Raw genomic sequence first — 24088 nt, 5'->3', positions numbered from 1 at the left:
CGCAGCGTACGACCGGCTCCGCGACTGCTAGTCGCCACGGAAGAGCTCCATGAGCTCGTCCGTGCTCATGCTCGTTGTCGCCCGGCCGCGCATGTGTCCGGTCAGCCGTTTCCCGCGGCGCTGCGCGCCCTCGCGGCGCACGATCTGCAGTGCGTTGCCGACCTCGATGACCTCGACCTCATCGCCCTCCTCGAAAGCGAACTTTCGTCGGAGCTCGGCGGGAATCGTGACTTGTCCCTTGCTGTTCAAACGCACCGCGCACCACCTCGTCCTAGAGAACGGCAGAAAAGACACGTATTACGTGCGATACGTATCTCATTGTACGGCGTGGACCACGGATACGACAGCTCATACCGCGCCGGGGAAGCCCAGCTGGCGCCATGCTTCGTACACCGACACCGCTGCGGCGTTGGAAAGGTTCATCGAGCGGCGGCCGGGCAGCATCGGGATGCGGACCTGGTCGGTGATGTGGGGGTCGGCGAGCACCTCGGCCGGTAGCCCGGTGGGTTCGGTGCCGAACAGCAGGGCGTCGCCGTCGCGGTAGGCGACATCGGTGAAGCGGGTGGTGGCCTGGGTGGTGAACGCGAACACCCGCCCAGGCTCGATGGCCGCCAACGCCGTCGCCAGGTCGGGATGCACCGTCACCACCGCGAGGTCGTGATAGTCCAGTCCGGCCCTGCGCAGCTTCGACTCCGAGAGGTCGAAGCCGAGCGGTTCGATCAGATGCAGCGCGCAACCGGTCCCCGCGGCCAGCCGGATCGCGTTGCCGGTGTTGGGTGGGATCACGGGGTTGTGAAAGATCAGGTGCAGCACAGCGCATCACTCTGTCATGCCGGGCTCGCGCACTCGGCTCGCCCCACCGATCGGGCTCGGGGCGCCCGACCGGCGGCCGCGTCTGGAACAATCGGCGCCGTGAACAAGGCGGAGACGACCGGGAAGCATCGGGTCGTGCGGTTGAGCGCGTGGCAGCAGTACCTGCGCAGTCATCTGCCGATGACCGTGGTGAGCGCGCTGATCCTGGTCGCGGTCGTGTTCGTCGCCTGGGATCGGTGGCGGCGCGGCGCGATCATCTTCGGCAGCGCGGCCCTGGTGGCCGCCGCGTTCCGATTGTGCCTGCCGACCGTGCAGGTGGGGCTGCTCGCGGTCCGCAGCAAGCCGTTCGACGTGGCCACCCTCACGGCACTTGGCAGCGCCATCGTCTTCCTCGCCGCCACGATCAACACCCTCGGCGTCAGCTGAGCGCCGGATAGCGCTCGGCGAACACCGCCCGCTCGCGCGGCCTGCGACCCGGGTGCGGCGGGGTGTCCGCGCCGTAGCCGACGGTGACCATGACCGCGATCGCCAGATCCGCGTCCGCGTCGACGCCGATCGCCTGCTTCACCAGCTCGGCGTCCCACCCGTTCATCGGCGCCGAGGCGAGCCCGAGACCGGTCGCCGCGAGCATCACATAGGTGGCGGCGATCATCGCGTTCTTCACGGCGTTCTCACGCAGCAGCCCGCGCTCGCGCAACGAGTGATATTCGGCGCGCGAATCGAACATCGCCTGAAACCGCTCGTTCCACGCCCCGTTCCGCACGGCTTGCTCGGCGATATCGGTGTTGGCGGATGTCCAGGCCGCCGGATCGGCGACGAACACCAGCACCGCGGGCGCCTCCAGCGGCTGCGGCTGACCGAAAGCCGCCTCCGACAATGCCTTCCGGCCGTCGTCGCTGGTCACCACGACGATCGAGCGGTCCTGCATGTTCCAGGCGCTCGGGGCTTGCACGGCCAGGTCGAGCAGTTCTTCGAGCAGTTCGGGGGCGATGGGATCGGGCCGGTAGTGGCGGACGGTGCGCCGGGTGCGGATGGCTTCGGTGACTGACAGTGTCTGCGTGATCATGATTCCTACTATCGGAGAGTCACTCTCCTTTGGGAAGTAGGCACCTGAAAGTGCGTTAAAATCGGCTGGGTGCGCACAGTTCATGAAGCGACCGGCCTGCCCGCCGACGTCTACTCGGCCAAATGTCCGACCCGCGAGGTCCTCGACCACATCGCGGGCAAGTGGACGGTGCTGATCGTGGACGCGCTCGCCGACGGCACCCTGCGCTACACCGATCTGCGCCGCCGGATCGACGGCATCTCCCAGAAGATGCTCACGCAGACCCTGCGTCAGCTCGAGCGCGACGGATTCGTCGCGCGCACGGTGTATCCCACGGTGCCGCCTCGGGTCGAGTACACGCTCACCGATCTCGGTCACAGCCTGTGCGAACCGATCGCGGCGCTGCGGGAATGGGTCGAGACGAATATCAATCGCATCGAGAAGGCCAGGCGCATGTCGCCCTGACCGGGCTGCGGCCCGGCGTGGCGCGGCGGCGGCCCTGGGCCGAATCGATCAGGCGGATTCGGCGGGCACGCGCTGCTCCCACAGGCTGCGGGTGCCCCGGCTGCCGTAGAGCTCGCGGGCCTGCTGCGGGGTGATCGTCGACAGGGTCCGCGGCGGTGCGGAGTGGGCGTGGGCGGCGAAGATCGCGCCGGTCATCGGGGCGATGAACGGGGCGGCCTTGATCAGGACCCAGTTGTCGCGGCGGGAGGCGGTCCAGGCGATCACCTTCGCGGGGATCCGGACGAGCGGGTCGACGACGCGCGGCACGGCGAAGCGGCCGAGCTTGCGCATCCACATCGGCAGGGACGGGATGGTGGCCAGCGACAGCAGCCTGCTGCCGATCGCGAAATGCCAGCCCTTGCCCGGCGGTGTCCACAGCAGGTAGTGCATGCCTTCGATCGCCCGCTCGGAGACGCACAGCTGCGGCCGGACCCGCTCGAAATAGGCGTGCACCTCGTCGCGGGTGCGCGGCACATCGGCGGGTTTGCAGGTCTGCAGCTCGGCGGCGATCGCGCACTCGGCCCAGTACCGCTGTTCTTCCTCGGGGCTCAGCGGTCCCGGCCCGTACATCTCGTAGCACTTGAGCACCGAATGCCAGCCGGTGATGTGGATCCACAGCTGGGATTCCGGGTTGTTGGCGCTGTAGCGCTTGCCGCTGATCGGTTCGATGCCCGTCATCGGCGCGTGCACCTTCATCAGGTGCTCGGCGGCCTGGATGGCGGTGCGGCCGTCGCCGAGCGCGACCAGCACGAAGTAGGCGAGCGTGTGGTCGAGGCGGGTCGCGGGGTTGTCGTAGATGCCCTGTGAATCGGCGACCGCCGCGGTCAGGAACGGGTCGAAGTGCTCGAGGGTGACCGCGCGCTGGAAACCGATCAGCGCGGTCGGCGATGCCCACACCTTCCAGCTGGGGGAGCCCGGCCCGAAGAAACCGTAGTCGTCGCGGCGCAGGGTGGACGGATCGAAAGCCATTGCACGTGCTCCTTTGCAGTGCCGAGGCGAACCTCGCAGTTGAATACAACGCAACCGTAGCAATGGTGCGAAGTGAATACAACGGTTGCGTAGGATTGAGGCCGAGACGCCACCGCCGGGGTATCGTTCAGGAAACGACAGGAGGTGCGGGCGTGACCGCGACTCAGGAGCAACGGCCGCGGCGCCGCTATGCCCCGCGCCTGCCACCGCACGAGCGGCGCGCCCAGCTCCTCGATGCCGCCTTCGCAGTGCTCGGCCGGATGGAACTGCACGAGCTGAGCATGGAAGCCGTCGCCCAGGAGGCCGGCGTCGGAAAACCGGTGCTGTACACCGTGTTCAAGACCCGCGCCGAGCTCGTCGAGGCCCTGCTGGAACGCGAGCGCGAACGCGGGCTGGATCAGATCGCCGACACCCTGCCGGAAAACCTGCTCGACACCGATCCCGTCGCCGCCGCCTCGGCGACGGTCGAAGCGTTCGTCGGTGTCGCTCTCGCGAATCCGACGCGCTGGCGGCTGATCCTGGCGACCCCGGCCAGCGCTCCCGACGAATACCGTGCCGCCTTGCGTACGGCTCGCGCCGAGATCCTGGCCCGCGCGGAATCCCTTGTCCGCGTGGGTATCGCGATGTCGCCGCGCTGGTCGGGGATGGACGCGGGCCTGCTCGCGAACTCGACCCTCACCGTCGCCGAGATGCTCGGCAGGCTGGCGGTCAACGAGCCGCAGGAGTATCCGCGCGAACGGCTCCAGGAATACGTCCGCTCGATCGTCACCCTGCTGACAGGTACGGCGAGAGACTGAGTCAGCGGCTCTCGCGGGCCAGGCGCATCGTCTCGGTGAGCAGCTTCGACACCGCGGCGGCCTCGGTCAGGAAGCCGTCGTGCCCGTCGCGCGAGTGCACGATCTCGAGACCGGCGCAGCCGGGCAGCCCCTCGGCCAGCTCGGCCTGGGTGTGCAGGGGGTAGAGCCGATCGGAGTCGACACCGCCCACCACGCACGGGACCGGGGTCGAGGCCAGCGCGGCGGCGATCCCGCCACGGCCGCGACCCACGTCGTGCCGGTTCATGGCCTCGCTGAGCAGTACATAGGTGGCCGGATCGAATCGCTGACAGAGCTTCTCGGCCTGGTGCTCGAGGTAGCTCTGCACCGCGTAGCGGCCGCCCGTCCACGGATCCTCGTCGCCCTGGGGCCGATTGGTGAAGCGGTGGTCGAGCTCGCCGTCGGTGCGGTAGGTCAGGTGCGCGATGCGCCGGGCCAGGCCCATGCCGGTCATCGGGGCGCGACCGGTGCCGTGATAGTCCCCGCCCTGCCAATCCGGGTCGGCGGTGATGACGGCCATCTGGGTGGTCTGGGTGCCGATCTGATCGGCGGTGGCGCGGGCGCCGACGGCCAGCACGAGCGCGGCCGCGACCCGCTCGGGCTGCCCGACGATCCACTCCAGCACTCGCATGCCGCCCATCGACCCGCCGACGACGGCGCCCAGCCGCTCGATCCCGAGCAGCTCGAGCAGCTGCGCCTCCGCGGTCACCTGGTCACGGATGGTCAGATCGGGAAAGCGCGAGCCCCACGGCGTGCCGTCGGGCGCGAGCGAGGACGGGCCGGTGCTGCCCTTGCAGCCGCCGAGCACGTTGGTCGCGATCACACACCATTCGTCGGTGTCGATCGGCGCGCCGGGCCCGACCATGCCCTCCCACCAGCCGGGCTGCGCGTTGTCCGCGCTGGCGATGACATGCGAGTCACCGGTCAGCGCGTGTTCGACGAGCACCACATTGTCGAGCGTGGGCGAGAGCTCGCCCCAGCGTTGCACCGCCAGCCGCACATCGGGGAGCACGGCGCCGTTCTCCAGCGCGACGTCCCCGATGGCGACCACGCCGAGTCGCCCGTCCGGCGGTGGCAGCAGGGCCACACCGGTTGCGGGACGGGCGATCGGCGATTCGGTGCTCACAGTCACGTCGTCGCCGCCGCGAAACCTGCGCGCAGATCGGCCAGGATGTCGTCGATTCCCTCGATGCCGACGGCGAGCCGGACCAGCCCCGGAGTGACGCCGGAGGCCAGTTGCTCTTCGGGCGTCAACTGCGAGTGCGTGGTCGATGCCGGGTGAATCACGAGAGAACGCACATCACCGATGTTAGCGACATGGCTGTGCAGGCTTAACGCGTCCACGAACTTCTTGCCCGCGTCGACACCGCCGCGCAGCTCGAACGCGACGATCGCGCCCGCGCCCTTGGGTGCGAGCTGCTTGGCCCGCGCGTACCAGGGCGAGGTCTCGAGCCCCGCGTAGTACACGGCCTCGACGCCCGGCTGCTCGGCGACGAACTTCGCCACGGCCCCGGCGTTGGACACGTGCCGTTCGACCCGCAGGCTCAGCGTCTCGATGCCCTGGGCGATGAGGAACGCGTTGAACGGCGACACCGCGGCACCCAGATCTCGCAGCAGCTGCACGCGGGCCTTCAGCGCGAAGGCGGGCGCGCCAAGGTCGGCGAACACCGCGCCGTGATAGCTGGGATCGGGCTCGGTGAAACCGGGGAAGCGCGCGTTGCCGTCGGCGTCGCGCACGGTCCAGTCGAAGGTGCCGCCGTCGACGATCGCGCCCGCGACCGCGGCGCCGTGCCCGCCCAGGTACTTCGTGGCCGAGTGCACGACGATGTCGGCGCCGTTGGCCAGCGGCTGGATCAGGTACGGGGTCGCGACGGTGTTGTCGACGATCAGCGGGATACCGGCCTTGTGCGCCACCTCGGCGATGCCGGGGATGTCGAACACCGCGCTGCTCGGGTTGGCGATGGTCTCGCCGTAGAAGGCCTTGGTGTTGGGCCGGATGGCGGCCTGCCACTGCGCCAGGTCGTCGGGATCCTCGACGAAGGAGACCTCGATGCCGAGCTTGGGCAGCGAGTAGTGGAACAGGTTGTACGTGCCGCCGTAGAGGTGCGGGCTCGACACGATGTGGTCACCGGCGCTGGCCAGGTTCAGGATCGCGTAGGTCTCGGCGGCCTGGCCGGAGGCCAGCAGCAGCGCCGCGACGCCACCCTCGAGCGCGGCGATGCGCTGCTCGACCGCGTCCTGGGTGGGGTTCATGATCCGGGTGTAGATGTTGCCCGGTTCGGCGAGACCGAACAGCGCGGCGGCGTGGTCGGTGTCGCGGAAGGTGTAGGAGGTGGTCTGGTAGATCGGCAGTGCCCGCGCGTTGGTGCTCGCGTCGGGGGCCTGGCCCGCGTGGATCTGCTTGGTCTCGAAGGACCAGTTCTCGGGCAGGGCAGAGTCGGTCATGAATTGCTCCAGGATTGTTTGCCGGTGTCTCGCGTCAGCTGGGTCGGATCGACGGACAACAACACATGGGGGCCTCCTGCAATGCGCGCTTGCTCTCGACCTTCGAGAGCCCGGTCATCACCCGGAGCACCCCACCGCAGCTGGAGGGTTGCCGACCAGCGAGCCGGGGCTTGGCGCTGGTACTCATGACCTTGCCGTCATGTTAACCGGCCATCGTGTCAGCGCGGAAACTTCCCCCGGTTTCGTCGCCTGGATCACTCCGCCGACGGTGTGCCGACCCCTGGCGTGTCGCCGTCGGCGTGCGCACCGCAGACGCGGCGAAGCTCGTGGTAGGCGCGCAGGATGGCGGCCTTGGTCACCCCGGCGGCGGCTTCCGGCGTCGAGCCGAGCAGCTCGTCCTCGATGGCGGCGAGCGAGAGGTGGCACAACATCTGCCAGGTGCCGGCCACCACCCGGACCGAGAAGTCGTCCGGCGTGGTCGCCATCCGCTCGGCGAGTTGCGCGCAGACCGAGACGTTCTTCTTCTCCGCGTATTCGAGGGCGCGCGCGTTCACGGCCTGGCTGGTCCGCATGATCCGCTGCATCTGCTGGAACTGGCGCAGGAACCGGATGCCGTCGGCCTCGGCCTCGGTATCGACGACCTGCAGGTAGGCGTCACACAGCGCCTTGAGTTCGTTGCCGGTGCGCGGTTGCCCGGCGAGTGCGACGGCGACGGTGCTGCCGAACTCGTCGATCGGCGCGAGCACGATGTCTTCCTTGAGCGGGAAGTAGCGGTTGACCGTGCGCGGGGAGACATCGGCGCCCGCGGCGATCTGCTCGACCGTCGTCGCGTCGAAGCCCTGTGTTTCACACAGTCGCAGCCCGACCTCGATGATCGCCGCCTTGGTCTGGAGCTTCTTGCGTTCACGCAGGCCCGCCGGCACGCGGTCGGCCGCGGTGGGGCCTGCCGGTTCGGTCGCCCGGTCCGCGCCGATCGGAGTGGTCGAGTCCAGCATCCCTCCAGATTACCGTCCGGCCTGATTTGTCTGTCTTTTCACGTCAAGTGGCGCAGTCAGACATTTTGCTCTTGACGCCAATTGTCTCGTGGTGCCAGGATTAGGCCAGCCTTCGAGTGACTAGGAGTCCGTGGTGACCGGCATCGAGATAGACGCGAAACAAACTGAGGCACAACAGAGTTCGATGCGATGGTGGGCGCTGGCTGTCCTCGCCTCCGCGCAGTTGATGGTGATCCTCGACGCCACCGTCGTCACGATCGCGCTCCCGTTCGCCCAGAAAGACCTCGGCATCAGCGAGGGCGACAAACAGTGGGCGCTCACCGCCTACACCCTGATCTTCGGCGGCCTGCTGCTGCTGGGCGGGAGGATGGCCGACTACCTCGGCCGCAGGCGCATCTTCCTGATCGGCCTGGTCGGGTTCGCCGCCGCGTCGGCGCTGGCCGGGCTCGCCCAGGACGGGTTGCAGCTGTTCCTCGGGCGTGGCTTGCAGGGCGCGTTCGCGGCGTTGCTCGCGCCATCGGCACTGTCGCTGTTGTCGGTGACGTTCACCGATGTCAAGGAGCGGGCGCGCGCGTTCGCGGTGTTCGCCGGGATCTCGGCGGGCGGTGTCGCGTTCGGGTTGATCGTCGGTGGCGCGCTCACCGAGTACGTGTCGTGGCGCTGGACCCTGCTGATGAACACGCCGGTCGCGATCGTCGCGCTGCTCGGCGCGCTGGCGGTCATCGTGCGCGATGTGCCGGTGCCGCGGGTCGGCGGTTACGACCTGCCCGGCGCCGTCACCGTGACGCTCGGGCTGGTGTCGATCGTCTACGGATTCAGCCGCGCCGCCGAACACGGCTGGCTGGCCGCGAGCACCCTCGGCCTGCTCGGGGCGGGCGCCGCGCTGCTGATCGCCTTCGTCGTCATCGAGGCGCGCTCGGCGAATCCGCTGCTGCCGCTGCGCATTCCGGGGGAGATCAACCGGGGTGGCGCGCTGCTGGCCGCGCTGTTCATCCCGATCGCCATGTTCGCGATGTTCCTGTTCCTGAGCTTCTACTACCAGAACACCCTCGGCTACTCGCCGCTGAAAGCGGGCGTCGCGTTCCTGCCGTTCCCGGTCGGCATCGCGATCTCGGCGGGAGTCACCAGCGCGCTGATGCCCAAGCTCGGCCCGCGTCCGCTGATGGTGGTCGGCGCGCTGCTCGGCACCGTGGGTCTGCTGTGGCTGGCCCAGCTCGGCTACGGCGACGGGTACGCGCTGAGCGTGCTGCCCGCCCAGCTGCTGATCGCGCTCGGTATGGGGCCGTTGTTCGTCGGCATGCAGGCCGTCGCGCTGCATCAGGTCGACGCCGACGACTCCGGCGTGGCCAGTGCTCTGCTCAATGCCGCCCAGCAGGTCGGCGGCGCGGTCGGCACCGCATTGCTCACCACGATCTCGGTGCAGGCGGCGAAGAACTACGCGACCGACAATCCGACCGTCGACCACCTCGTCGAGCGGGCCTCGATCCACAGCTACGACGTGGCGTTCTATGTCGGCGCCGGCTTCTTCCTCGTCGCCGCGGTGGTGATCGCGGTGATGATCAGGGACAAGCCGGAGAACCTGATCGAAGGCGACGAGCACGCCGCCCGGGTGCCGATCGCGGTCTGAGTACCGGATCGCCGAGCCCCGCATGCCTTTCCGGCGTGCGGGGCTCGCCTGTTGTCGCGCCACCGCCGGTCGTTCGACGTGCCGACGGTTTCGAGGCAACCGCAATTCGTTCGCAAGTGGCAGCCAATCGCTGGCGGTCACGCTCGGCTCATGACTATCGAGATTGCCGATGAGCACAACAACACCACCTCGGCGCCGCACCCCGCCGACCGTGCGTCCAGCCCCGCCCCGGCGGGAAGTCGTGAGCGGGTGCGGGCCGGAGTCCTGGCCGTCGGCGCGGCGCTGTGGGCAGCGGGCAACCTCATGCACCCGCTCGAGCACTCCGAATCCGCCGAGCACGCGGCGACCTGGGAAGCCGCGCATCTCACCTTCGCCGTCGGCGCGGTGCTGATGGCGGTCGGCCTACCCGCGCTGGTCCGTGCCATCCGCCGACCGGGCGCGGACTGGGCGGGCAAGATGCTCACCTTCGCGCACGGGTTGTTGTTCGCCGGGCTGGCGGTGGTCATCCCGATCGGCGCCTACCACGAGGTCTACGTCACCAGCCTGCTCGATCATCACGCCGCGACCGAGATCGCCGACGCCTCGGCCCCGGTGCTCGCGCCCTTGTCGCTGGCGCTGCTGCTCGGATTCGTCCTGCTCGCGGTGTACGCGCTGATCCGGCCCGCCGCGGTGTTCGGCCGGTGGTCGGGCGTGCTGATCATCGCGGGCACCCTGGCGATGACGGTGTCGGCGATGCTGCCCGGGGTACTGCCGGGCGCCGAGGGCTGGTGGATCATCCCCGGCACGGTCGCCCAAGGTGTGGCGATCGGCGTCGCGGGGGTGCGTATCGCCAGGTAAATTGACCGTATCGAAGACGAAGGACCGTACGGCGGCATGCCCGCCGTACGCATCGAAGTACTCGGCCCGCTGCGGGTCGAGGTGGGGGAGCGGCCCGCCGATCTGGGTGGACCGCGTCAGCGCGCGCTCCTGGCCCGCCTGGTCCTCGCGGGCGGCGACGTGGTGTCGACCGACCGGCTGATCGACGACCTGTGGGCAGGCGATCCGCCACCCAAAGCCCTCGGCGCCCTCCAGGCCCACATCTCCTACCTGCGCCGCGCGATCGAACCCGGCCGCCCGCCCCGCGCACCCGCCACCGTCCTGATCTCCGAGGCCCCCGGCTACGCCCTGCGCCTCGACCGATCCGCGGTCGACGCCTGGCAGTTCGAGCGCCTGCTCGCCGACGGCGACCCCGACCCCGCCCAGCGCTATCGCGTTCTCGGCGACGCACTCGCGTGCTGGCACGGCGAGCCGTACGCCCCCTTCGCGACGACCCACTGGGTCATCCCGGAAGCCGCCCGCCTCCACGAACTCCGCCGCCTCGCCGTCGAACGCCGCGCCGAGGCGGCCCTGGCCCTCGGCCACCCCGACGAGGCCTTCGCCCTCCTCCACTCGCACGTCGCCGACCACCCCGACCGCGAAAACGCCGCCCGCCTCCTGGCCCTCACCCAATACCGCCTCGGCCGCCAACTCGACGCCCTCGCCACCCTGCGCCGGGTCCGCACCTACCTGGACACCGAATTCGGCGTACTCCCCGGGCCTGCCCTCGGCGCCCTGGAAACCGCGATCCTCACCCACGCACCCGAATTGGATCAGCCCCCGGTACCAGCCGACCCTGCCCGATCGCCCGGTTCGACGCGGCCAGCGGCACCGACAACGTCGATCGCCGGCTCACCGAAATCCGATCCGGCATTCCCCAACCAGCACCGTGCCGATGCCGCTGACCGGATCGCGGATGCCGGTCGGCTCATCGGCGATGGTGCGAACTCTGCACGGATTGGTGCCACGCAGCCCGCTGATCGTGTCGCGGGTGCCTCTCGCCCCGCACACGTTCCTCTGTCGGTAGACAGTGCGGCGGCGGATCGGCCTGGGGACGGCGGTCGCGCGGATCTGGCCGGTACGCGATCGCGGTTCATCGGCGCGGCGGTCGGGTATGACGCCGAACGGTCGGCGCTGCTCGCCGAGGCGGGCGAGGTGGTGGCGCACGGGCGGGCCAGGGTGGTGTGGCTGGAAGGTGAAGCGGGTGCGGGCAAGACCACCCAGGCCGAATCGCTGGCCTGCGCACTCGCTGCCGACGGGTGGACCGTCGTGAGCGCGGCGTGCCCCGAAGTCGACGGCGCGCCCGCCGCGTGGGCTTGGATACATCTGCTCGACGGACTCGGCGTGCAGACGGTGGCAGGTGCTGTGTCACCGCGAGGTGAGCGCGCTCAGCAGCCGACGGCCCCGGGGTCTCCGCGAGTCCTTGGCGCGCAGATTGCGGCGGCCCCGGTATCAGGTCACGGTGAAACCGCCCGGACATCGGCAGGTCCGGCATCGGAGTCGTTCGGTGCGCGGGTTTCGGCGGATCCGGGACCGGACGGGTTCGGTGCGCAGGCGGGACCGTTCGCTATCGCGCAGTCGGTGACTCGGGCGTGTGGGCAGCGACTGGCCGACGGGCCGGTGCTGGTGGTTCTCGAAGATGTCCATCGTGCCGACAGCGCCACCTTGCAGATCCTGCGGCAGGTGGTGGCCTGGCTGGCACAGCGGCCGGTGCTGGTCCTGGTCACCGCGCGGGGGTACGAGGCCGACGCGGGGGTGCGGGCCACGGCCGCGGCGCTGGCGGCGACGACCGGTCGCCGGCTGGAGCTGGGTGGTCTCGATACCGCGGCGGTGCGGGCGGTCGCGGCCCGTGCCGGGTTGGGGTCCATCGATGACGACACCGCCGAGCGGTTGCGCGAGCGGACCGGTGGCAATCCGCTGTTCGTCCGCGAGGTCGCGAAACTCGCTGCGGCGGTGGGGGATCTGCACGCCGTGCCGGATGGTGTGCGCGATGTGCTGAGCCGCCGGATCGCCCGGCTGCCCGCGGGCGCGGCCCGCGCATTGCGCCTGGCCGCGGTGTGGGGCGACGACATCGACTTCGACACCCTGCTCGAGCTGACCGCCGAGCCGGAGGAGACGCTGATCGACCTGGTCGACACCGTCACGGTCGCCGGCCTCGTCCGGATCACGGGCACCGATCGAATCAGCTTCGCCCACGCGCTGATTCGCGACGCCGTCTACGGCGACATACCCGCCTTGCGTCGGGCCCGCCTGCACTGGTCGGCTCTGGAACTGCTCGAACGCCGCACCGGCACGACCATCGCAGGCCTCGAATCAGCCACCGGCGCAGTCGACCTCGACGCCATGGCGCACCACGCCATCGCCGGTGCGGGCACCGCGAACGCAGGCCGGGCCCTGCGCTACGTCCTCGCCGCTGCCCGCAGACGCACCGCCCGCCGCGCCCACCAGGACGCTGAGCCCCTCTGGCGCTCCGCACTCGAATTACACACGCGCGCAGGACATGGCAGCGCCACGGCCTCTCGCGACGACCGCCTCGCCGCGCTGTCGACCCGCTGCGCCCTGATCAACGCCCTCGCCTACGGCGGCAACGACGAGCAAGCCCGCATCCTGCGCGTCGAAGCACTGGAAACGGCCCGCGCCTCGATGCCGACATCCAATCGCCACGCCGTCCTCGACATCGCGACTGGCCCCGCAACAGAGCCCGGCCGCGGTGCTGCGATCGGCCCCACGGCAGCGACCGGCCACCGTGCTGCGACCGGTAGTGGTGCCGCGGCTGGTGGTGGTGTGGTGGTGACCGGCGGCGGTGTCGCGCCGGACGGTGCCACGCACGACGGCTCCGCCACGACCCCCGTCACCGACCCCCCGACCATCACCACCGACCCCATCGTCGTCGTCCTCACCTGCTGGCGCGCCCCCACGATCTGGACCAGCCGGGAACGCGGTGCTCCCGACCGTGGCATGCGGGCCGATCTGGCCGCCGCGTTGACCCGCACGACAGCGCCGGACCTGCGGATCCGGCTGCTCGTCACCGCCGCCTTCGAAGTCGTCGGCTTCGACAACCCGCACGCCTTCGCCTGCTCCGCCGAGGCCTTGCGCGCGGCGCGCGAGCTCGGTGATCCCGAATTGTTGTGCGCCGCACTCAATGCCAGGGCTTTCGTTGCTCTCGGTCCCGATCTGTGGCCGGAGCGCGGCGACCTGGCCGACGAACTGCTGCGCGTGTCGACCGAGGCGGGTCTGCCGGAGTACCAGGCGGTCGCGCATTTTCTGCGCTTCCTCGTCGCCTCGGGCGCGGGCAGGCTGGTCGCCGCGCGGGCCGAGATCGCCAAGGCACTCGACTGCGCCGAGGGCGGCCAGCTCGGCCCGCTGCTGGTCGTCTCCACCGCGCATCTGGCTGTGCTCGCCGCACTGCGCGGCGACTTCGCGACCGCCAAGGCCGTCGATGCCGACCTCAGCGCGAAGATGATCGCGGCAGGTCACGCCAACGGTGCCGAACTGACCCTGCTGGCCGAGATGATGACCGGCTGGGCGCTCGGCGACCTCGCTCCCGGCCTCGACGGATACGCCGCGCTGAACGCGGCCGCACCGCACGCGCTCCGGTCCGCGTACATGCTGGCCCTGCTCGACGCGGGACACACCGAGCAAGCGGCCGCGCTGCTCGGCGCGGGCACCCCGGTCCTGCGTGACTACTACTGGTGCGCGATGTCGGTGTTCGAGGCCAGGGTGGTCGCCCGGATCGGCACGGTCGAGGCGGCTCGGCGGCTCTATCAGGACCTGCTGCCCAGAGCGGGCACCATCGCGGGTATGGACTCCGGGTCGGTCGCCTTCGGCCCGGTCGACACCGTCCTCGCCGAACTGGCCGACCGGCTGGGTGACCACGCCGCCGCGACCGCGCACCGCGCCGCGGCCGAGGACGTACTCGCCGCCATCGCGGCCGAACTGGCCGCCCTCGACGACATCGGTATCGCGACAACGACTACCAGTCGGCAAGCATCCGCCGCCGGGCCTTCGGCGACGGCATAACCCTCGTCCACCTGCTGGTACTCACCCGCCCGGCGGCCGCCCGCGACGGCCCGCCTCACCTACCTGCCAGCACCCGCTCCCGCCTGCGGTACCCGATGCCGAACACGGCCAGCATCACTCGCACCGGCAGCCCACCATCGGCGGTCACCTCGGCGAGCTCCGCCCGCGTGCAGACCGCGACCATGCGCGGCAGTTCGAAACTCATCACCGCGCCGCCCCTGGCCGCCGCCTCGACCTTCTCCCACTGCGCGGCGGTCACGTACGCGGTGACGATCGGGAACACGGTCCGCTCCTCGTCGGCGATGTGCTCGTCGAGCACGGTGTGCAACCGGGTCAGCCGCTCGGCCAGGACAGCAGCCGCGCCGGGCCGCCGGGAAACCAGGTCGGCGCAGGCCGCCCTGATCTCGGCGAGCATCGGGTCGAGCTGGGCGTGGTCGTCGGTCAGCTCCCTGAGGTCGACCGCGTCGCCTGCCGCGGCGGTGAGCGCAGGCCAGAGAACCTCGTCCTCGATGCGATGGTGATGGTGGATGGAGTCACACAGCAGGCCCAGATACCCGGCGATCGCGCGGGCCCGCCGCGGCGCACACGGCGTCCCCGCGGCGAGCTCCCCGGCCAGGACGGCGAAACGAGCTGTATCGGCGAGCATCGCGCGGTGGGCCAGCCGTATGCCGAGTAGGTTGGGAGTCGAGCGTATGTCGGTCATGACCCGACAGTGCCCGCGGTCACTTGTGACCTGTTTGCCGTCCGCTGCGGGGCGGAGTCCCGCACAGCGGGCCCTCCCATCGCGGTGAGGTAGGGGGCAGCAGTACGCTCGTCTTGTTTGCACCACACGTCCCGCAGACAACGCGGGGCATATACGTTGTCTGTTGGAACAGCTGGGGTCCGCTCACAAGCGTGTTCGCCTGGCCGTGCAATGAGGGCACCATCCTAGGAGGACACGAAGATCCATGTCCAAGATCAAGGTTGAAGGTACCGTCGTAGAACTCGACGGCGACGAGATGACCCGGATCATCTGGCAGTTCATCAAGGACAAGCTGATCCACCCGTATCTCGACGTGAACCTCGAGTACTACGACCTCGGCATCGAGTACCGCGACAAGACAGACGACCAGGTCACCGTCGACGCGGCGAATGCCATCAAGCAGCACGGCGTCGGCGTGAAGTGCGCCACCATCACCCCCGACGAAGCGCGGGTGAAGGAGTTCGGCCTCAAGAAGATGTGGCGCTCGCCCAACGGCACCATCCGTAACATTCTGGGTGGCACCATCTTCCGCGCGCCGATCATCATCTCCAACGTGCCCCGCCTGGTGCCCGGCTGGACCAAGCCGATCATCATCGGCCGCCACGCCTTCGGCGACCAGTACCGCGCCACCGACTTCAAGGTCTACGAGGCGGGCACCGTCACGCTGACCTTCACCCCGGAGGACGGCAGCGAGCCGATCGTGCACGAGGTCGTGAAGATGCCCGAGGACGGCGGCGTCGTCATGGGTATGTACAACTTCAAGAAGTCGATCGAAGACTTCGCGCGCGCCTCGCTCAACTACGGGCTGCAGCAGAACTACCCGGTCTACATGTCGACGAAGAACACCATCCTGAAGGCCTACGACGGCATGTTCAAGGACACCTTCCAGGAGATCTTCGACACCGAGTTCAAGAGCCTGTTCGACGCGGCGGGCCTGACCTACGAGCACCGCCTGATCGACGACATGGTCGCCTCCTCCATGAAGTGGGAGGGCGGCTACGTCTGGGCCTGCAAGAACTACGACGGCGACGTGCAGTCCGACACCGTGGCGCAGGGCTTCGGCTCGCTGGGCCTGATGACCTCGGTGCTGCTCACCCCGGACGGCAAGACCTGTGAGGCCGAGGCCGCGCACGGCACCGTCACCCGGCACTACCGCCAGCACCAGCAGGGCAAGCCGACCTCGACCAACCCGATCGCGTCGATCTTCGCCTGGACCCGTGGCCTGGAGCACCGGGGCAAGCTGGACAACACCCCCGAGGTGATCGGCTTCGCGCAGGCGCTCGAGGACGTCGTCATCAAGACCGTCGAAGGCGGCCAGATGACCAAGGACCTGGCGCTGCTCGTCGGTGGCGACCAGGGCTACCTGAGCACCGAGGAATTCCTGGGTGCGCTGGACGTGAACCTGGCTCGCGCACTGAAGTGAAATAGCTGGAGTTCCGCGTCGAACCGCGGATCCGCACGGCTGGGAAAGGCGCTCGCATCGAACCCGATGCGGGCGCTTTTTCGTTGCCGGATCCCGGGGGTGGGGTAACTCACCCCCGCCTCGGGTAGCGATCGGGTACCCCGGCCCGTTGCATGGAGGCGTGACTTCTTCCCTCTCCGCCGCCGACCGGGTCGACGCGCCACGCACGAGCTGGCATGTCCCGGCGATGCTCGCGCTGGCGCTGGGAGGGTTTGGCATCGGCACCACCGAGTTCGTGACCATGGGCCTGCTGCCCGATATCGCGAGAGCCTTCGACATCTCCGAGCCGACGGCCGGGCACGCGGTGTCGGCGTACGCGCTCGGCGTTGTCGTCGGTGCGCCGCTGATCGCCGCGCTGTGTGCCAGGGTGCCGCGCAAGAAGCTGCTCATCGCGTTGATGGCCGCGTTCACCGTCGGCAATGTCGCGACCGTGCTTGCTCCCACCTTCGGCACCCTCGTGCTCGCCCGGTTCGTCTCCGGGCTGCCGCACGGCGCCTACTTCGGTGTCGCCTCGCTGGCGGCGGCCACGCTCGCCCCGGTCGGGCAGCGGGCGAAGGCGGTGGCCGCGGTGATGCTCGGGCTGAGCGTGGCGAACGTGATCGGTGTGCCCGGCGCGACCTGGCTCGGTCAGCATCTGGGCTGGCGGGACGCCTATGTCGTCGTCGCCGTGATCGGCGTGGCGACGATGGCCGCGCTGTGGCGATATGTGCCCTCGCTGAGCGGTATGAAGGTCACCAACCCGATGACCGAACTCGGCGCGCTACGCCGGCCGCAGGTGCTGCTCACCCTGGCCGTCGGCGCGATCGGCTTCGGCGGCATGTTCGCCGTCTACACCTACATCGCCACCACCATGACCGATGTCGCCGGCATGCCGATCGGCGCGGTGCCCATCGTGCTCGCCCTGTTCGGCCTCGGCATGATCGCGGGCAATATCCTCGGCGGCGTCATGGCCGACCGCGGTGTCGACCGCTCGATCCTCTTCGCCATGATCGCGATGGTGGTCATCCTGGCCTGCTTCGTCCTGGCCGCCCACAACCCCGTCACCGCCGCCATCGGCGCCTTCCTGGTCGGCGCATCCGGCGCGGCCCTGGCCCCCGGCCTGCAAACCCGCCTGATGGACGTCGCCGCCGACGCCCAAACCCTGGCCGCCGCCCTCAACCACGCGGCCCTCAACATCGCCAACGCGGCGGGCGCCTGGCTCGGCGGCCTCGTCATCGCGGCAGGTCTCGGCTACACCGCCCCCGCCGCGGTCGGCGCCCTACTGGCAGTCCTGGGCGTCCTGCTCTTCACCGTCACCGTGTGGGCCGGAGGGCGCTCGGCCTGACTTCCCGGCTCGATGCCCCACTCCGGCGTCGCCGAAATCTGGATTACCAGATCGCCGCGCGCACTCGCCACCGACCCGGCGAGTGCGCGTCGGCACGCCGACCAGGCCGGTGTGTTTCGCCCAACACACCGCCATGATTCGGGTGCTCCACGCATTCACTAATACGGTGCCCGGCATGCCGAGCTACCTGCACGAAGGTTTGCTTGATCTCTTCCGCACGAACCTCTCGCTGGCCCCGACGCTGCTGGCCGAGGAGTTCCGCGTCCCCCTGCCCGAGTTTGCCCAGATACGGACCGAGCCCTGCGACTTCACCGACGTCGGGCCCAAGGAATTCCGTGGCGATCTCGCCCTCAGCACACACGATGACCGAGACCAGCCGGTGCTCGGCGTGTGTGTCGAGGTTCAGTTGGCCAAGGAGGATGTCCGCCGTTGGAAATGGCCGGTCTACCTGACCACCTTGCGGTCACGGTTGTGCTGTCCGGCCGTGCTGCTGGTGGTGACTCCGAGCCGGACGGTCGCGAAGTGGGCCGAACAACCGATCGAACTCGATACCGTCGGCTCTGTCATCCAACCGCTGGTGCTGGGGCCCGACCGCTTTCCCGTCGTCACCGACCCGGATGAGGCCAGGCGCTGCCCCGAGCTCGCGACCCTGTCGGCTATCGCCCACGGCGCGGGACCACACATGGAGGAAGTCCTCGTCGCCTTCCTTGCCGGGCTGATGAAAACCGACGACGAACGTGTGAAAATGTACCTTGATCTGGTCGACGACGCATTGACCATCGCGGCAAGCCGACGTCTGGAGGAACTGATGAAGACCACTCCCGAATACCGCGGCCGTATCGCCACCAAGTACGTGGCCAAAGGACGCGCGGAAGGGCGCGAGGAGGGGCGCGTGGAGAATGCTGCGCATGCGGTGCTCACGGTGCTGACTGCTCGCGGGCTCGAGCTGTCGGCCGCGCAACGCACTCAGCTCACCGAATGCACCGACCTCGGTCAGCTCGATGCTTGGTTGACGCAGGCCGTTACCGCAACCCGTACCGACGAGCTGTTCAGCTGACGTCGACTCGCCGCCCCTAGCGACGGCGAGTGAGGCCCATTACGCGTGTTTTGGCGTTGAAGGCGGCCTTCAACGCCTGATCCGCCAGCGATCCGTCCGGGGGGAGCAGCTTGATCTGGCGCGCGAACTCCATCTGGTCGTAGCGCACCGTATTGGTGGCGACCTTCCGGTCCGCGAGCACGAAGTGATCCATGCCCTCGAAGTCGATGCGCGCACCGGTGCCGTCGATTCCGAAGTACGTACCGACGTGCCGACCGGTCAGATGCCAGTGCACGAAGACATCCTCATCCGACTCGGCGATCGCCACGATCGCGAGATCGAGGTCGGCCACAGCGGCGAAGGTCTGCTCGAAGTAGGCGGCGATCTCATCGGCGCCACGACATGTCCCGGTCGGCAAGTACACGACGGTATCGGCCGTCCACCAGGACCCACGCAGGCTGTCGACGTCCTGGGCATGGAGCCGCCCGAACGCCCATCGGACGAGTTCGGTGTGCGAGCCGTTCTTCGGCGGAGCGATGGTGGTCAGGGTGTGGCTGAAATCAGTCATCTCAAACTCCCTTGCACGTTGTGCGCGACAAGTTCGCCGGCGCGTCTCGGAAGCCTTCTCTGTCCATACTGACCTCCTACACCGCCGAACGCACTAGTAGTCGCCGACTATCGAGTAGTCGGGTACGCGTGCGACCTATGTCGCAGCGGACGACACTTTGTCACCTACCGGTTCGACCCACCGGTGTCGTCCCGGGAAGCTCCGCCGAAGATCGTCAGCGGGAGGTCCGATGCGATCGACAAAACATGGCCGCGCCGAGGTCTCGCTGGGTGCGTACCTTCTCTTGGGTGTGTTGTCGCTGGCTCTGGCACTGACAACAGCACTCGCTTCTGGGTGTGATGGATCGCTAGAAGAGCCGCCATCGTCCACTACGACGAGGCCCGCGCCGGTGTCATCCGTCGGGGATGAGGCCACGACATCGGAGCCGGCGACATGGTCCGTACCGGCAACGACTGAGGATGAGGCCACGACATCCGAGGAAACGACCTGGTCGGCGCCCTCAACCTATCGCGGTCGGACACGGCTTCCAGGGCCCCAGCCCACTTCGGATGGTCCCCTCCCAGGTGGTCCGACGACCCGGACTCTAACGACGATTGCTCCTACACCCGATGCGGTTCCACCGACGGCTCCTCCGCCATCACCAGCCCCGGACCCCCAACCCGAAACGACGGGCTCTGAACAATGAGCGCACCGTCTTCGCCGACACCGACGGTCGCCGTCGACAAGTGGATAGGCGTGGTCGCAGGCGTCGTCGCGCCCACGACCGTGATCACCGGATTGTGCTACTACTTCGGTTTCGTCTCCGCCCGCGCGTATTTCGCCTACTTCGGTGTCGATACCGAGTCCTTCCACTACTCGACGGCGGACTACGTCCTGCGCAGCGTGAGCGTGCTCTACCCAGCTCTCGTGATTGCTCTGGTCGTGGCCTGTGCGCTGTTCGCGATCCGCGTGTATGGATGGCGAGCCCTTCGTGAGGTCGGGGACTCTCGTCTTGCGCATCGCGCAGGCTGGGCGGCGATTGTGACGGGAGCGATTCTGACTGCACTGGCGGTGTTGGGAGTCGTTGCGCCACGATTCTCAGTGCTGCGATCCACAGTGCTGATTCCGGTGGTGCTGGCAGCGGGGGCGTTGTTGACAGTGGCGGGATCCGAGGCTTTGGCGGCGCTCCGGTCACGAGACACACCGCGGTCCGCCACCTCCGCTCAGCGATCCGTTTGGATGTTCGCCGGTGTGGCGATCGTGCTGGCGTCGTTTTGGCTGACGAACATTTTCGCCGACTGGTACGGACAACTGCAGGCGCAGAGAACTGCGGCTGATCTCTGGGACCGGGAAACGGTCGTGACACTCGACACGACCGAGCCCCTGTTTGCCCCGCGGAACCTGGTACTGGAAACTCCGCTCGGCACGCAACCAGGTCAGCGTTTTACCCACCGCTACGAGTGCCTCCGAACCCTCGTGGTCCGTCCTGACCGCTGGGTACTCGTCCCCGCCCGGTGGACGGTGGAGAACGGCTATTCGCTGATCATTCCGATCGACGACTCCTCGCGTGTCAGTCTTACCAAGCTGGACGGGCTCTCCGACAACAAAGAGGCCACGAAATGGGAATCGCCATGGCAATGTCCCGAGATCGCTCCCCTCTGAAAGATGCCGGTGGTGGCGGAATCGAGATATCCCCCGTCCGGGCAACGCGATTCCGCCACCAACCAGTTGTTCAGTTCTGTGGTGATGGATGTCGGATCGCAGTGTTACATAGTTGACCGATCGATCAAAATAGACTTGGGTATGCTCGGAAAGTGGCGCGTACCAAAGAATTCGACCCCGATGTCGCGCTGGACCGTGCGCTGGATCTGTTCTGGCAGCGCGGCTACGAGACGACATCGATAGCGGATCTGATCGAGCATCTCGGTATCGCCAGGGGCTGTATCTACGCGACTTTCGGCAGCAAACACGAGCTCTTCATGAAGGCGCTGCAACGCCACCTGGAGATCGTCGACGCGCGGGTCACCGCGGAATTGGCCCGTCCCGGCCCGGCGCTGCCCGCGATCAGAGGGCTGATCGACCAGTTCGTGAACGAGTCCTGTGCGGAGAACCGGTTCCTGGGTTGCCTGGTCACGACCGCCGCGGTCGAGCTCGCCGCCCGCGACGCCGATGTCGCCCGGCTGGTCGAATCCAGCTGGGCGCGCACGGAGACGGCCCTGTTCTCCGCACTGTCGCGCGCACGGGCGCAGGAGGAACTGTCGCCCGACGCGGATACGCGCGCCATGGCCCGCTTCCTGCTCGTCTTCTTCCAGGGCGTCTGGGTGCTCGAACGCGCACCCAATTCCGCCACCCGCCTGCGGGACGCGGGCCGGGTCGCCGCCTCGATTCTGGGCTGAGCGCCGGCGCGCGGCGCACCCTCATTCGTGAACGATCGGTCTATTTTGCGGGCTAGGCCGACCCACCGCCCGCGGGCCGCGCCCAGCCGACGCTGAGCTGCACCGCCCGCTGCCACCGCTCGTACTCCTCGTCGCGGACGGACCGATCGGCCTGCGGCACCCACTGCGCCGCCACCCGCCAATTGCGCCGCAGCCCTTGCAGATCCGGCCAGTACCCCACGGCCAGCCCGGCCGCGTAGGCCGCGCCGAGCGAGACCGTCTCGGTCACCAGCGGGCGCATCACCGGAACGCCGAGCACATCGGCGATGATCTGCATGAGCAGATTGTTCGCGGCCATCCCGCCCGCGACGCGCAACGACTGTGCCCGCAAACCGGCATCGGCGTTCATCGCCTCGACGACATCGCGGGTCTGCCAGGCGGTGGCCTCCAGTACCGCGCGGGCCAGGTGGCCCTTGGTGACGTACGAGGTCAGCCCGATCAGCAGCCCGCGCGCGTCGCTGCGCCAATGCGGTGCGTAGAGCCCGGAGAACGCCGGGACCAGGTAGCAGCCACCGTTGTCGTCGACCGTGCTGGCGAGGGTTTCGATCTCGGGTGCGGTGGCGATCAGTCCGACGATGTCGCGCACCCACTGCACCAGCGAACCGGTGACCGCGATCGGGCCTTCCAGCGCGTACACCGGGTCGGGTCCGACCTGGTAGCCGATGGTGGTGAGCAGCCCGTGTTCGGATCGGATCAGATCGGTGCCGGTGTTCATCATCAGGAATCCACCGGTGCCGTAGGTGCATTCGGTCTCGCCGGGCGCGAAACAGGTCTGGCCGAACAGCGCCGCGTGCTGGTCGCCGAGGGCAGCGCCGATCCGGACGCCGGGCGCGACCGTGCGCGCGGTCCCGAAGTCACCGGTCGACGGTTCGATGCGGGGCAGCATCGCGCGCGGAATATCGAAGAACCGCAACAGTTCCTCGTCCCACTGCCGGGTGGCCAGATTCATCAGCAGGGTGCGGCCCGCATTGGTGACATCGGTGACATGGATGCCGGTGAGATTCCAGATCAGCCAGGACTCCATGGTCCCGAACAGCACCTCGCCGCGTTCGGCGCGCGCCCGCAACCCGTCGACATGGTCGAGCAGCCAGCGCATCCGCGGTGCGGCGAAGTAGGTGGCCAGCGGCAGCCCACTCAGCTCCGTGATCCGATGCGCGCCGGGCGCTTTCCGCAATCGCTCGACGAGCTCCTCGGTACGGATGTCCTGCCAGACGATGGCGGGCCGTACCGGCAACCCGGTCTCACGATCCCACACCACGGTGGTCTCACGCTGGTTGGCGATCCCGATCGCCGCCACCTGCGCGACCGTGATTCCGGCATCGCGTAGCGCGGCGGGCACGATCCGCTCGACGGTCCGCCAGATCTCGAGCGCGTCCTGCTCGACCCACCCCGACCTCGGATACCGCTGGCGGTGCGCGCGCTGAGCCAGCCCCACCAGCCGCGCGTGCCGGTCGAACACGATGCAGCGGGTGGAGGTGGTGCCCTGATCCAGGGCGAGCACATACCGTTGCGTCACCGGAGTCTCCCGTTGGTCGCGCCGCGCCGAGATCCCGATGGATCGCCAGCTGGCACTTGCCTGTCCGCGGCAGCACTGACCGGCAAGGCCCGGTTCGGCACGGTGGCGCGGATCATCGTGCCGCGCCGAGATCGCGGTGCACGGCCGCAGCGGCGGCGCGCACCTGATCGACGGCGGCGGGCCGGATCTGTAGCCGGTTGTCGCACAGTCGATCGGTCGGTCCCGAGATGCCGATGGCAGCCACCACCAGTCCTCCTCTGGCCCGGATCGGCGCGGCGACACCCGCCTCGCCGGTCCGATACTCCTCGACCTCGCTCGCCCAGCCGGTCCGCCTGACCTCGGCGATCGCGCGGTCCAGCGCTGTCGGGTCGACGATAGTGCGACGCGTGAAGGATTGCAGCGCACCGGGTTCCGTCGCCGCGTCGTAGGCGAGCAACACCTTGCCCAGCGCGGTCGCGTGCGCGGGCAGCACCTCACCGACGGCGAGCACCTGCTCGGTGTTGTCGGGCCGGAAGACGTGATGCACCACCGTCACGCCGGAAGGCCGCGACACCGCCATCCGTACCGATTCCCCGGTCCGTGACGCCAGCGCATCAGCCCGGTGAATCGCCCGCGAACGCAGCTCGTTGACATCGAGATGGTCGCTGCCGAGCTCGCCCAGCGCGGGCCCGAGCAGATACCGGCCCGTCGCCGGATCCTGGTCGACGAAGCCCACCCCGAGCAAGGTCCGCAGGATGCCGTGCGCGGTGGGTTTGGCCAGGTCGAGCGCGGCCGCGACCTCGCCGACAGCCATCGGCCCCGACCCGCGCGCGAGCAGCCGCAGCACGGCCGCGGCTCGCTCGATCGACTGGATCGGACCCGGCACCGCCCGAACCTATCAGCCAACCGTTCAGCATTGTCGAACGGCAGCCGTGGCGGCCGGGTCACGCCGTTCCTAG

22 protein-coding genes and 1 riboswitch are annotated in these 24088 nt (G+C 68.8%); of the genes, 11 read left to right on the top strand and 11 right to left on the bottom strand.

What is annotated here, in order from left to right; translation table 11 throughout:
• Window positions 1-27 precede the first annotated feature (27 nt).
• The gene (locus ACFWF2_RS01630; RefSeq protein WP_379038658.1) at window positions 28-255 is read right to left on the bottom strand and encodes an AbrB/MazE/SpoVT family DNA-binding domain-containing protein; all 228 of its coding nucleotides are present in this window, start codon (window positions 253-255) and stop codon (window positions 28-30) included.
• Between the two features lie 93 nt (window positions 256-348).
• Window positions 349-813: a tRNA (cytidine(34)-2'-O)-methyltransferase gene (locus tag ACFWF2_RS01625; RefSeq protein ID WP_379303494.1), complete on the bottom strand. Its 465-nt coding sequence runs from the start codon at window positions 811-813 to the stop codon at window positions 349-351.
• Window positions 814-912: 99 nt separating this feature from the next.
• Between ACFWF2_RS01625 and ACFWF2_RS01620 the strand changes: the two genes are divergently transcribed.
• Entirely contained in the window at window positions 913-1239 is a 327-nt protein-coding gene (locus ACFWF2_RS01620; RefSeq protein ID WP_379303492.1) for a DUF3017 domain-containing protein, read from the top strand.
• On the opposite strand, the gene ACFWF2_RS01615 is transcribed toward ACFWF2_RS01620, so the two are convergent.
• Window positions 1232-1879 carry a nitroreductase family protein gene (locus ACFWF2_RS01615; RefSeq protein ID WP_379303490.1) on the bottom strand — a complete coding sequence of 216 codons (648 nt, stop codon included), beginning with the start codon at window positions 1877-1879 and terminating at the stop codon, window positions 1232-1234. The genes ACFWF2_RS01620 and ACFWF2_RS01615 overlap by 8 nt on opposite strands.
• A gap of 69 nt (window positions 1880-1948) precedes the next feature.
• Between ACFWF2_RS01615 and ACFWF2_RS01610 the strand changes: the two genes are divergently transcribed.
• Window positions 1949-2323: a winged helix-turn-helix transcriptional regulator gene (locus ACFWF2_RS01610; RefSeq protein WP_379303488.1), complete on the top strand. Its 375-nt coding sequence runs from the start codon at window positions 1949-1951 to the stop codon at window positions 2321-2323.
• A gap of 48 nt (window positions 2324-2371) precedes the next feature.
• Here ACFWF2_RS01610 and ACFWF2_RS01605 read toward each other — a convergent pair whose 3' ends face one another.
• Window positions 2372-3331: an oxygenase MpaB family protein gene (locus tag ACFWF2_RS01605; protein ID WP_379303486.1), complete on the bottom strand. Its 960-nt coding sequence runs from the start codon at window positions 3329-3331 to the stop codon at window positions 2372-2374.
• A gap of 152 nt (window positions 3332-3483) precedes the next feature.
• Between ACFWF2_RS01605 and ACFWF2_RS01600 the strand changes: the two genes are divergently transcribed.
• Window positions 3484-4128, top strand: coding sequence for a TetR/AcrR family transcriptional regulator (locus tag ACFWF2_RS01600; protein WP_379303484.1), 645 nt, complete (start codon window positions 3484-3486; stop codon window positions 4126-4128).
• A 1-nt stretch (window position 4129) separates the two neighbouring features.
• Here ACFWF2_RS01600 and ACFWF2_RS01595 read toward each other — a convergent pair whose 3' ends face one another.
• The 3 genes from ACFWF2_RS01595 to ACFWF2_RS01585 form a co-directional block, all read right to left on the bottom strand.
• Window positions 4130-5278, bottom strand: a complete 1149-nt coding sequence (locus ACFWF2_RS01595) for a homoserine O-acetyltransferase (protein ID WP_379303482.1) — start codon at window positions 5276-5278, stop codon at window positions 4130-4132.
• Window positions 5275-6591, bottom strand: a complete 1317-nt coding sequence (locus ACFWF2_RS01590) for a bifunctional o-acetylhomoserine/o-acetylserine sulfhydrylase (RefSeq protein ID WP_379303480.1) — start codon at window positions 6589-6591, stop codon at window positions 5275-5277. Before ACFWF2_RS01590 ends, ACFWF2_RS01595 begins: the two co-directional genes overlap by 4 nt.
• 80 nt (window positions 6592-6671) lie before the next feature.
• A riboswitch (SAM riboswitch) is annotated at window positions 6672-6782 on the bottom strand.
• A 63-nt stretch (window positions 6783-6845) separates the two neighbouring features.
• Window positions 6846-7586: a TetR family transcriptional regulator gene (locus tag ACFWF2_RS01585; RefSeq protein ID WP_379303478.1), complete on the bottom strand. Its 741-nt coding sequence runs from the start codon at window positions 7584-7586 to the stop codon at window positions 6846-6848.
• A 133-nt stretch (window positions 7587-7719) separates the two neighbouring features.
• Between ACFWF2_RS01585 and ACFWF2_RS01580 the strand changes: the two genes are divergently transcribed.
• From ACFWF2_RS01580 to ACFWF2_RS01570, 3 genes are all read left to right on the top strand, one after another.
• On the top strand, window positions 7720-9213 hold the full coding sequence (locus tag ACFWF2_RS01580) for an MFS transporter (RefSeq protein ID WP_379303476.1): 1494 nt from the start codon (window positions 7720-7722) through the stop codon (window positions 9211-9213).
• Window positions 9214-9363: 150 nt separating this feature from the next.
• Window positions 9364-10050 carry a hypothetical protein gene (locus tag ACFWF2_RS01575; protein ID WP_379303474.1) on the top strand — a complete coding sequence of 229 codons (687 nt, stop codon included), beginning with the start codon at window positions 9364-9366 and terminating at the stop codon, window positions 10048-10050.
• Between the two features lie 36 nt (window positions 10051-10086).
• On the top strand, window positions 10087-14088 hold the full coding sequence (locus ACFWF2_RS01570; RefSeq protein WP_379303473.1) for a BTAD domain-containing putative transcriptional regulator: 4002 nt from the start codon (window positions 10087-10089) through the stop codon (window positions 14086-14088).
• A 55-nt stretch (window positions 14089-14143) separates the two neighbouring features.
• On the opposite strand, the gene ACFWF2_RS01565 is transcribed toward ACFWF2_RS01570, so the two are convergent.
• Complete coding sequence (locus ACFWF2_RS01565) at window positions 14144-14791, bottom strand: hemerythrin domain-containing protein (protein WP_379303471.1); 648 nt, start codon at window positions 14789-14791, stop codon at window positions 14144-14146.
• 244 nt (window positions 14792-15035) lie between these two features.
• Here ACFWF2_RS01565 and ACFWF2_RS01560 point away from each other — a divergent pair, with 244 nt between their 5' ends.
• The 3 genes from ACFWF2_RS01560 to ACFWF2_RS01550 all read left to right on the top strand — a co-directional run bounded on the left by ACFWF2_RS01560 (window position 15036) and on the right by ACFWF2_RS01550 (window position 18673).
• Window positions 15036-16253: an NADP-dependent isocitrate dehydrogenase gene (locus tag ACFWF2_RS01560; RefSeq protein WP_379303469.1), complete on the top strand. Its 1218-nt coding sequence runs from the start codon at window positions 15036-15038 to the stop codon at window positions 16251-16253.
• Between the two features lie 226 nt (window positions 16254-16479).
• Window positions 16480-17616 (top strand): MFS transporter, encoded by a 1137-nt coding sequence (locus ACFWF2_RS01555; RefSeq protein WP_379303643.1) that lies wholly within the window; start codon window positions 16480-16482, stop codon window positions 17614-17616.
• Window positions 17617-17791: 175 nt separating this feature from the next.
• The gene (locus ACFWF2_RS01550) at window positions 17792-18673 is read left to right on the top strand and encodes a hypothetical protein (protein ID WP_379303467.1); all 882 of its coding nucleotides are present in this window, start codon (window positions 17792-17794) and stop codon (window positions 18671-18673) included.
• A gap of 16 nt (window positions 18674-18689) precedes the next feature.
• Here ACFWF2_RS01550 and ACFWF2_RS01545 read toward each other — a convergent pair whose 3' ends face one another.
• Window positions 18690-19220: an ester cyclase gene (locus tag ACFWF2_RS01545; protein WP_379303465.1), complete on the bottom strand. Its 531-nt coding sequence runs from the start codon at window positions 19218-19220 to the stop codon at window positions 18690-18692.
• A 681-nt stretch (window positions 19221-19901) separates the two neighbouring features.
• Here ACFWF2_RS01545 and ACFWF2_RS01540 point away from each other — a divergent pair.
• Window positions 19902-20861 carry a hypothetical protein gene (locus ACFWF2_RS01540; protein WP_379303463.1) on the top strand — a complete coding sequence of 320 codons (960 nt, stop codon included), beginning with the start codon at window positions 19902-19904 and terminating at the stop codon, window positions 20859-20861.
• A 152-nt stretch (window positions 20862-21013) separates the two neighbouring features.
• Window positions 21014-21595, top strand: a complete 582-nt coding sequence (locus ACFWF2_RS01535) for a TetR/AcrR family transcriptional regulator (RefSeq protein WP_379303461.1) — start codon at window positions 21014-21016, stop codon at window positions 21593-21595.
• A 52-nt stretch (window positions 21596-21647) separates the two neighbouring features.
• On the opposite strand, the gene glpK is transcribed toward ACFWF2_RS01535, so the two are convergent.
• Both glpK and ACFWF2_RS01525 read right to left on the bottom strand, forming a co-directional pair.
• Window positions 21648-23150 carry a glycerol kinase GlpK gene (gene glpK / locus ACFWF2_RS01530; protein WP_379303459.1) on the bottom strand — a complete coding sequence of 501 codons (1503 nt, stop codon included), beginning with the start codon at window positions 23148-23150 and terminating at the stop codon, window positions 21648-21650.
• A gap of 112 nt (window positions 23151-23262) precedes the next feature.
• Window positions 23263-24015: an IclR family transcriptional regulator gene (locus tag ACFWF2_RS01525; protein WP_379303457.1), complete on the bottom strand. Its 753-nt coding sequence runs from the start codon at window positions 24013-24015 to the stop codon at window positions 23263-23265.
• Window positions 24016-24088 lie beyond the last annotated feature (73 nt).

This window comes from Nocardia sp. NPDC060259 (genome assembly GCF_042728775.1).
In the GTDB taxonomy this organism is placed as follows: domain Bacteria; phylum Actinomycetota; class Actinomycetes; order Mycobacteriales; family Mycobacteriaceae; genus Nocardia.
The sequence above is the reverse complement of the archived record's forward strand: the minus strand, read 5'-3'. Positions and strand labels throughout refer to the sequence as shown.